Here is a 9,058-nt window from a genome sequence, read left to right on the forward strand (position 1 = left end):
CGTTTTGGTGGCAACGTGTAATTGACGCGGCCATATTCGCCTTCAGCGCCGCATGCGCCACACCTGTTGCCAATGGTGTAATCCCTGGCAATCACCGCAGCCGTTATCACGCCTTCTGCCGTAGCGTCAGGTGTATAAACATAGCGGTAATTTCTTTGGCCGCAGGTGCGACAGTGCGACTTGTGTCCAGTGTCGGGTAGAGACAGTGCATTACTACACCATCCCCCCCTAAGAACTGTACGTGCGAGTTTCCCCGCATACAGCTCAAGCCTCTACAAAGCCCTGTTTGACCAGAGCCAGCAACCTACTTTCTTTTTCGGCTATGGTGTTGCCTGTGACAGTTCGGATGTAGCAATTCCAAGTTGTTCATATTGTCGTCACCGCCTTGAGTTTTCGGTAGAACGTGATGAAGATTCCATCCCGTATCCTTCGTTATTTTCTCGCCGCATTTCGGACACATTCCATCCTGTGCATACCACAGGTACAACAACCTGTTCCTTCCCTTGAAACTTTCCTTCATCGTCAGGCCTAGCCTTTCTTCAAAGTACGTCTCAAATTCCGGGTCGTAAGGGTTTGCTGCGCCTTTGATTTTGACGTGGCGTTTAATCGCTGTGTCGCTGGCTTTCACCAACGTCACACTTTTCTTTTCGCCTTTGTCATCCTCAACCGTCGTGCCAAACACCCAATTTCTCAGTCCATCACGCATAAAGTATTTCGACTTCACCCATGCGGCTGATTTATTCGGATGCCTTCTGCAAGCCCACTGCTGAAGCTGTTTCCAGATAGCGCAATCGACCTTTGAGAAGGTCTCCTTTGCTACTTGGTTCTGGTGATAATTCGCCCAACCCCTGATTACCGGATTGAGCTTTCTCACCAGATTTTCTTGCTTCACTGTCTTGGACTCCTTGATTATTCCTCGAACTTTCCGCAGGAACGTTTGCACGTTCTTTTTCGCAGGTTTGATGAGTAACTTTCCATCGTACTTGCGCATGTTCCATCCGAGAAAATCAAAGCCTTTTTCAATATGCACGATTTTGGTTTTCTCTTCGGACAGCGTTAATCCTCTGTCCTTCAAAAACTCCGCCATCAATTCCCTCGCTTCCTCCAGCACTTCTTTCGTCGTGCCAGTTATTACGAAGTCATCTGCGTACCGAATCAGGTTAACCTTGTTTTTCATAGTTCCGTTGCCATTAACACCGAAGTGTTTTCTTAGCCCGTTTTCCATTCCATCCAAGGTCATATTCGCTAGTGTTGGCGAAATAATCCCGCCTTGCGGCGTTCCTGCCTCCGTATCGAACAACTGTCCTTTCCATATGAAACCAGATTTCAACCACTTCTGAAGCATCACTTTATCCATTGGGATATTGTTGAGCAGCCAGTCATGGTTGATGTTGTCAAAGCAACCGGATATATCTGCATCCAAAACCCATTGAGATGAGAGCTTCTTTGCCAGAGCGTTGAAGCATTGCCCTGCCGCATCTCTACTCGCCCTCATGGGTCTGAACCCATAAGAATTTGGATCTGCTTTGGTTTCCGAGACTGGTTCCAAAGCCTGCAAGTACAACGCTTGCATTGCCCTGTCTTTCATCGTCGGTATTCCTAGCGGACGCATCTTTCCGTTTGCTTTGGGTATAAATACCCTTCTCAAAGGTTGAGGCTGGCAGCCCCTTCTCTTGAGCGACAAAACAGCTTCGGCTTTCGACTCAGGGGTGTCCCATACCACCTTGTCCACACCCGGTGTCTTTTTGCCTTGATTTTCGGTAACTCGTTTCACGGCTATTGCTCTACCGCTAAACGAGTGGGTCAGAATCCACTGCAATGCTTTCACCCTGCCGTATTTCCCTTCCCGTGTTGCCTTTGCAATACGCATTTGCAGCCTCTTTACTGTTTGATGAATTGTTGCCCAGTCGAGACTGTGCCAATCCACTTCACAGCCGGAGGCCGCACCAACTACAGATTTCATAGTCGTCATTTGCTTTACCTCCTTTCGAAGTTCTACATACTCTCTTGCAAAGAGAGACCAGTCAGAAGTCAGCTTCCTTTCGGACAGGATGATGTCGGCTTTCGCCTCAACCCCTATCTATCCCATTACAGGGCAGCGTTCGCTTTTTCTGACATCCTATACCCGCACATCCATCGGCTTTCCTTGCGGTTGGCTTGCCCTTGCGGGCGGATATACGGGCTTACCGTGTTCCGTGTAAGTAACATTGGAAGGTTAGGTGGTAGCTATTTCCCGGTATGACTCTGTTTCCGCTTGACCAGAGTTGAAAGCCAAGGCCGCATACTTACCATTTTGGTTATTGCCCTGTGACCACAGGTGGTCGTTTAGCATTTTGAGCAATTTCAAGTTGACGGGATTTATCACTACTTCATTTGTGTTCACCATACTTCCGAGCCTAGTTCCCCACCGCGTAATGCTCGCAGTTCCGCTTCCGTCTCGCAGCTTCGGCTTCATCCTCTCGGAGTGGGCTACATTGTCAGAGGGGCTTCAGACCCAGCCGTTACCGGCCACGCCTGCCCTCTTAGGCTACTGCTGGGAAAACAGCAGGTTTATTTAACGATATTATGTTAATAAACAGTTACTTAAACGACTTCACGTCGCACCAACTCATACTTGCTGTTGTAAAGGACGAGGTAGCCACTGGATCGCCCATTGGTTCCAATCGTGTATCTCCCACTCATTTCTGAGGTGAAGTCTGCAATTGGCTGGTCGATTTCGTCCCAAAACTCTGTTTGCAGCATGTCGTATGCTGCATTCAATTGCTCGGAAGTCAGACCCAGTTTGTGCAACTTTATGCTTTGCGCATAGCTTGTCGAGCGATTCCAACTGTTCATTGTGTTGTACCTGTAATGGCCAGCCACAAAATCAATCATCGCTTTTTTGCTACGCGTGTCTAACGTCTTTTCAAAAAACATGGCGCGCTCCTTTATATGAAAAACGGAGACACCATGCCCCTTGCGGGGAAGTGTCCCCGCGTGGGTTAAATTCAAGCTTCTCTGGTTAAATAATCGTCATCCTTCATCACGCCAAGACCAACCAAATGGTTTCTCAGCCCCATAAGGTCGTTCTTGTTCCGCATCCAGCCATCTTCAAAAATATCAAAGCCCTTGATCTCGAAAATGGTGTTATTGCTGTCATCACGAACATCAGCATAAAACTCGCCGCGCTCGTCAAGATTGATGAAGTACAGGTACGTCTTTATTTCAGACACACTCATATCAAACCCCGTTCGGCAAAAGACAATGCTTCTTGCTCGCCGATCACAATGTGATCGAGAACCCGAACATCTACCAACCCGAGAGCTTGCTTCAGTGCATCAGTTAGCATGCGGTCGGCGCTGCTTGGCTCTGACAATCCCGAAGGATGGTTGTGGCTCAGCATTACCGCTGCCGCGTTGTGTATCAGGGCGCGTTTGACAACTTCGCGTGGATACACGCTAGTTTGTGTCAGCGTCCCGTGGAACATCTCTTCCGAAGCGATAAGGCGATGCTGGGCATCGAGAAACAGCACCAGAAATACTTCCTGCTGCCGTCCACCCAACACCAGCCTCAAATAATCTTTGACCACGTTGGGTGAGTTAAAGGAAATCGGATGGATGCTGATGTCCTCTTCGAGTGCCCGCGCAAACAACTCCTTGGCTGCGGAGATGATGGGTGCGGGCACATACTGAGCTTCGTTTTCGCAAACCATTTCCTGACGATTTGCACGCATTCCAAATAAAACGGAAAGTGGAACCTGTGACAGCTTTTTAGCCATCTCATTTCCAACCAGTACGGACAACAAATCAGGTGTGCTGCAATTATGGATATTCATTTTGTGTCTCCTTTTTGAAATAAAAAAGGGGACACAAGCCCTGTCGGGGATGTATCCCCGATAGGGTTTTTGAAACTGCCGTGCTAAACTGCCCGCATGAAATATCCATGCGCACAGCTGACGGTGATTGATGGTGGTGGTAATGAATTCAGAGAATCCATTGGCCGCCAACTCGTTACTGCGATTCTGCAACGGGATGATGCGGAGTACGACAAACTTCGTCGCACCCTGCACCCTACCGTTAGCCTCTCTGTTGTGACTTCAACTTGTAATACTCGGCGCGAGCCAGCAATTCCTCATCACACTTCCGAAGAAGAAACTTAAGGTCTGCCGCTACGTTGCCTTCTGGGTCTACGTCCGCAAGAGACTCTTGCACTTTCGCTTTGCTCTTTTTGATCTCCTCGATTGTTGCTTCCGAGAGAAATCTCAAAAAACTTAATACGTCGTCACGATCCATGGTGCTCTCCTTTGATGTGAACGGGGACGCACCGACCCTGACGGGGATGTGTCCCCGCGTGGGTGGATGTTGCTTTGGGTAATTCGTTGACGCTTTCGCATCTTCTGTTTATTTGGATTGGCCAACCACCAATATCAACCCGAAGCAATAAGCTTCGCGTGTGAATTCTCTTTTTGTGACGCACTCGTGAAGAATGCGCCATAAAAAGCCCAGACAAGCTGGGTAAAACGGTCTGGGACTTGCGTTCGCCATTCACATGGGGATTGCTCTATCTTGCGACTGTTTTCTTTGTTGGCGCTTGAATCACACCACTCACCACATCATGCCAATCGACGGACTTCTTTCCGTGAGGAATTTCGCTGTCGGGTAGCTTGATGGATGCCTTGATACCTTCGGTCCAAAGTCGCTTCAGCAGCAACTTTGCCGAACTTTGACCGTGGCCATCCGGGTGTTGCTTGGAAGGCTGGTCTTTGTCGGCATAGATCACCACATCAACCCCTTTTGGCGGCGCGAAGTTTTCCAGCAGGTATGCATTGCCAGCGGCCCATGCAGGTACGTTAAAGACACTCATTACGGCCAGTGCTGTTTCGATACCCTCTGTGACTGCCAACACCTTGCTCTTGCCTATCACTGCAATTTGCATTGCCCCAAACAGATCTTCGGCGCAGTGCCGCATCAATTTCTTGGGCGATTGGACGGGTGCTTTTGTCCCTTCGGGTGTGATGTAGGTACGATGAATTGTCGAAGGACGACCGTTTGCATCGCACACCATCGTGACAATGGCAGGATACTTTCCAGTTGACCTGTGCTTGCCGGTTTTTTCGTCCTCCTCGAAATAATCCAGCAGGGGAACGAAGCGAATCATCTTGCTATCGATCTTCCGATAGTCAACGTTCGTGATGCCACGGTTCGCAAAATACCGCCTTGCTGGCCGCGCTTCTGGTGATGAGAGAGTCACGCTGTCTTTCCAGACATGATTCAGGGAATCACGTATGTCTTCAACGTCCGTCTCTTTCACCTTTTTGACAGCTGGCTTGGTGGTCACTGGCGGGAGGGTGATGTTTCCCCCTCTCACCAGCAGCACATCTTGCAAGGCTGAGTGGGTGGTTTTGAAATCCCATCCATTCGCCCACATGAGTAACGTGTATCCATCGTGCTTGATACCGCACGTGTTGCAGACACCGCCACCCGTATCGTTGAAATCCTTGAACAACCTGAATCCATCCACGCCTCCATGCACTGGGCACGGGACGTGGTGAGGCAGGCGCTCAATGGCTTGTCCTAGTTGCGGAGCAAGTCTTGCAATGATGCTTTCCCAGCGGCCTGCGGCCATTGGCTTCAATTCTTTCGCTTTCATAATACCTCCTCGGTTAGTCCCGCACGGGACACACCAAAGCACCCAAGCGGGATGTTTTGGTGTATCCCGCACAGGAGGTTGGTGGTTGTTAAGCCACCGGCAAGGAAGCATCCCCTAGGGGGTGTTCCCCCAGGGTGGGTGCTTCGTTAGAACTGTTCGTTCGCTTTTGTGGCTGGCTTGGCAGAACCTTTAGCGGGTTTCGCTGCCGGTTGTGCTTCGCTATGCCCTTCGTCCGCCTTGTTGTTGCCGCCGAGCATTTTCATCTCGGAAACAACGATTTTGGTGACGTAACGATCTTCGCCGTTCTTGTCGTACTTCTCGGTTGTCAGTTCGCCCTCGACGTAGATGAGAGCGCCTTTCTTCAGATACTCGCTAACGACTTCGGCGAGGCCGCGATAGAACACGAGGTTGTGCCACTCGGTTTTCTCTTGTTTCTCACCTTCCTTGTCCTTCCACGATTTCGTTGTTGCCAACGAAACGTTGGCGACGGCGTCGCCAGAAGTTGTGTAACGAATTTCCGGGTCTTTGCCCAGACGACCGATTAATTGCACTTTGTTCAACATGGTATTTCTCCTTTGATAAAACATAAATAAAGAGGACACCATTCCCCAGACGGGAACGATGCCCCCGTGAGGGTGGTTAAACCAAACTGCCCTGTTCGGTGATCGCGTCTTTGCATTTGCGATACTCGCGCAGCGCGACTTCAAGCTCTGCATCCTCCAGATCCACTTCGGCACGGATATAGACCTCATCCAATACCTCAACAGTGCTGGCTGATTTCAATGCAGCGACAACCTTGTCCAGCTTTTCGAGCTTGCTCGTTGCTTTTGCCGATTGCGGTTGGCTCTCGGCTTTGGCGGTGATCTCCACTGCCTCATCCACGACATCAACCGGCGCGTAACTGCCGTCGATCACGTCGTTTAGATTCAGGTTTTGACCTTGACCTGCATGAGCTTTTTCATCCATCGCCAGTGCCGTTGCCAGCTCGGGTGATTTAGGCAAGAACTTGCAGATGCGCCGGATGACCGTTTTCAGCCCCATCGCCACGAAGTCGGTATCCCAGATGGATTCCTTCTTGTACTTCCTGGCTGCCTGGTAGCCGCGACTGCCATCACGGATGCTTTCGACTTCTTTGCGGCCCATTGCGACAAACGTCCTGTTACCATCCTTGAGGACTCCTACCGCATAGAAGCCAACCACCTCTCCGCGTTCTTCATCAGACGCGGGGAAGCCGCCCGGTGCAGTCAGTGGTTCATGCTCCAGGCTTCGCTCCATGCCGAGCTTGAGCGCGAACGTATCGTTCATGCGTACTGCTTCGGCATAGATGTCCGTCACCAATCCACTGTTCCGCGCCAGCTTCATCAATCCGGTGTAACCCGGTATGAGCTGGCATTGGTTGCCAAACGGGACAAGGTGAGCTTCGCCCATCAGCCCCACTTCCAGCCCAAGTTGCGAGGACTGGATAACGGCGGCAAACACACTGCGCGGGTCGCACTCCCCCAGCTTCGGGGTCATGCGGAACGCCGTGAGCGCAATACGCGCCATGCGGTCAGGATTGATGTGCTTGGGCAGCGCGCGGGCGATTTCCCCCTTGAACTGCTCAAGCATTCCCGGGAAACTCTGCGGCTGCTCGTTATTGGCTACTGCGGTACGGTTGATATTTCTGAGTGCTTGTAATGACATGGTGTTTCTCCTTTTTGTTTAAACAAAAAAAACGGAGACACCACGCCCCAGAGGGACAATGAATGTCCCCGTGGGGTTGCTTGAATCGAACCGGTTACCCGGAACGATGCTCGATGCTGCTTTACCTTTCGGCAAGGCCAGCGGCCTCTTCACGTCACCGCATTACGCGGCGACTTGAATTTCTTTCAGGCTATTTCCTCTGTTTCATCAACAGCGGTGTTTTCGCCCTTGCTCAAATCGAGCTCGGCTTCAATTTCTCGTTGCCGTTGTTTTAACCACTCCAACCGCGCAGCCTTATCAAACGGCTTTGCGGCTTCGGCCTGAATGTCAGCCATGCGTTTCTCGGTTCTGGCCAAATACTCCTGTTCTTCCAGAAGACACTGTTCCATCCTGTTGAGTGCATTTTCGAGTACGCGCACAAAACCTTGCGCTGATTCCGCCTGGCCGCACCGATACTCGACACCTCCCAAGATCACCAGTTGTTTGCCCACCCCCTCAAGCGCCGACAATTGCACGGCAATCGGGAATCCAGCAATCTGACCAATTTTCCGATCACCACCCGACTTCACTCCATACACAGCGTGCAAAAGTGCCTTTCCCGCTTCGGCGCGGTCTGTGTAGCGGTTTCCCTCTACTTCCATCAGGAATTTGCTACCAGATACGTCTTGCCGGGAAGCCATGTCGGACTCAATGCCGGTAATTCTGGCCTGGACGCGCTCGATGCGACCTGGCAAAGTCGCCAGTTCCTGCTTGTTGCGCCATTGTTGCTGATCCCATTGAGACCGGAGCAACGACAGCTTGGCAAGCTCGGTATCGACACCCGCTTTTTCCAGCACCAGCGGATTGCCCGATGCCAAGGCTTTCACCTCCGCATAAGACAACGCGGCCAATTCAACATCCTCTGCACTACGCATCCCGGTGTCCCCTTGCATGACTTGAGCGATGAATCTCGCCTTGGTCTCAAGCGTCTGCCAGATGTAGGCATCGAACGAGCCTTCGGTTACATAACGGTAGATGCGCACACGCTCGTTCAGGTTGCCCTGGCGAATGATGCGCCCTTCCCGCTGTTCCACATCAGATGGTCGCCACGGGGCATCCAGATGATGCAGTGCTGCCAGCCGGGTCTGGATGTTTGTTCCAACCCCCATCTTCTGCGTGCTGCCCAGAAGGATGCGGATACGCCCATCACGCGCGGCCTTGAAAAGCTCCTCCTTGGCTGCATCGCTCTCGTAGTCGTGAATGAAGGCGATGTCCTCGATTGGAACGCCTCTCTCTACCAGATTTTGACGCAACGCCTGATACACGCTGAACCTCCCGTTTTCCACCGGAGTGGACAGGTCGCAGAACACAATTTGCGTTCCACGGAACAGCTTGGTTTCCCCCCAGATGCCGAATACTTCCCCGGCACAATGGTTCACTTTGCCATTCTCGACCTCAGCGAATGAATCAATCAGACGCATGTCCAACGCGGCCTTGCGGCCATCGTTGGTAACGGCCAGCATGTTGTCCACAGAGGGACTGACGTTGCCGTTTCTTATTGCTTCTGCCCGCTCCACGAGGGTTTGGACAAACGCTTTCAAATCCGCTGTCGGCTTGATTGTTACTGTTTCCTTGTGCGCGGCCGGCACCGGCAATTTCAGCATCTCCGCCGTGCGAATATCCGCCACCTCACCGAACATGGACATCAGTTCTGGAAGATTGACGAACCTCGCGAAACGGGTATGCATCCGATAGCCTCTGCCATCCG

General features: G+C 51.5%; 9 protein-coding genes. All 9 read right to left on the reverse strand.

Features of this window, described 5'->3' with window-relative positions; all coding sequences use genetic code 11:
* Positions 1–304 precede the first annotated feature (304 nt).
* Positions 305–1,972: a group II intron reverse transcriptase/maturase gene (gene ltrA / locus PHE17_RS20930; RefSeq protein ID WP_301017871.1), complete on the reverse strand. Its 1,668-nt coding sequence runs from the start codon at positions 1,970–1,972 to the stop codon at positions 305–307.
* Between the two features lie 611 nt (positions 1,973–2,583).
* The gene (locus tag PHE17_RS20935; RefSeq protein ID WP_301017872.1) at positions 2,584–2,916 is read right to left on the reverse strand and encodes a hypothetical protein; all 333 of its coding nucleotides are present in this window, start codon (positions 2,914–2,916) and stop codon (positions 2,584–2,586) included.
* A 71-nt stretch (positions 2,917–2,987) separates the two neighbouring features.
* Entirely contained in the window at positions 2,988–3,218 is a 231-nt protein-coding gene (locus PHE17_RS20940; protein WP_301017873.1) for a hypothetical protein, read from the reverse strand.
* Positions 3,215–3,712, reverse strand: coding sequence for a DNA repair protein RadC (gene radC, locus PHE17_RS20945; protein ID WP_301017879.1), 498 nt, complete (start codon positions 3,710–3,712; stop codon positions 3,215–3,217). The genes PHE17_RS20940 and radC overlap by 4 nt, the downstream gene beginning before the upstream one ends.
* Positions 3,713–4,055: 343 nt before the next feature.
* Complete coding sequence (locus PHE17_RS20950) at positions 4,056–4,271, reverse strand: hypothetical protein (protein WP_301017874.1); 216 nt, start codon at positions 4,269–4,271, stop codon at positions 4,056–4,058.
* Positions 4,272–4,539: 268 nt separating this feature from the next.
* On the reverse strand, positions 4,540–5,628 hold the full coding sequence (locus tag PHE17_RS20955; RefSeq protein WP_301017875.1) for a toprim domain-containing protein: 1,089 nt from the start codon (positions 5,626–5,628) through the stop codon (positions 4,540–4,542).
* A 146-nt stretch (positions 5,629–5,774) separates the two neighbouring features.
* Entirely contained in the window at positions 5,775–6,191 is a 417-nt protein-coding gene (locus tag PHE17_RS20960) for a single-stranded DNA-binding protein (RefSeq protein ID WP_301017876.1), read from the reverse strand.
* Positions 6,192–6,267: 76 nt separating this feature from the next.
* Positions 6,268–7,311: a recombinase RecT gene (locus tag PHE17_RS20965; protein ID WP_301017877.1), complete on the reverse strand. Its 1,044-nt coding sequence runs from the start codon at positions 7,309–7,311 to the stop codon at positions 6,268–6,270.
* A 185-nt stretch (positions 7,312–7,496) separates the two neighbouring features.
* The coding region (locus tag PHE17_RS20970) for a helicase-related protein (RefSeq protein ID WP_301017878.1) at positions 7,497–9,058 on the reverse strand (1,562 nt) is incomplete at its 5' end.

The organism is Thiothrix sp., assembly GCF_028714775.1.
Classification (GTDB): domain Bacteria; phylum Pseudomonadota; class Gammaproteobacteria; order Thiotrichales; family Thiotrichaceae; genus Thiothrix.

Coding starts and splice junctions, on each gene's coding strand:
- PHE17_RS20960 (WP_301017876.1), bottom strand. CDS start 6,191: ATGTTGAACAAAGTGCAATTAATCGGTCGTCTGGGCAAAGACCCGGAA.
- PHE17_RS20940 (WP_301017873.1), bottom strand. CDS start 3,218: ATGAGTGTGTCTGAAATAAAGACGTACCTGTACTTCATCAATCTTGAC.
- PHE17_RS20965 (WP_301017877.1), bottom strand. CDS start 7,311: ATGTCATTACAAGCACTCAGAAATATCAACCGTACCGCAGTAGCCAAT.
- ltrA (WP_301017871.1), bottom strand. CDS start 1,972: ATGACGACTATGAAATCTGTAGTTGGTGCGGCCTCCGGCTGTGAAGTG.
- PHE17_RS20935 (WP_301017872.1), bottom strand. CDS start 2,916: ATGTTTTTTGAAAAGACGTTAGACACGCGTAGCAAAAAAGCGATGATT.
- PHE17_RS20950 (WP_301017874.1), bottom strand. CDS start 4,271: ATGGATCGTGACGACGTATTAAGTTTTTTGAGATTTCTCTCGGAAGCA.
- radC (WP_301017879.1), bottom strand. CDS start 3,712: ATGCGTGCAAATCGTCAGGAAATGGTTTGCGAAAACGAAGCTCAGTAT.
- PHE17_RS20955 (WP_301017875.1), bottom strand. CDS start 5,628: ATGAAAGCGAAAGAATTGAAGCCAATGGCCGCAGGCCGCTGGGAAAGC.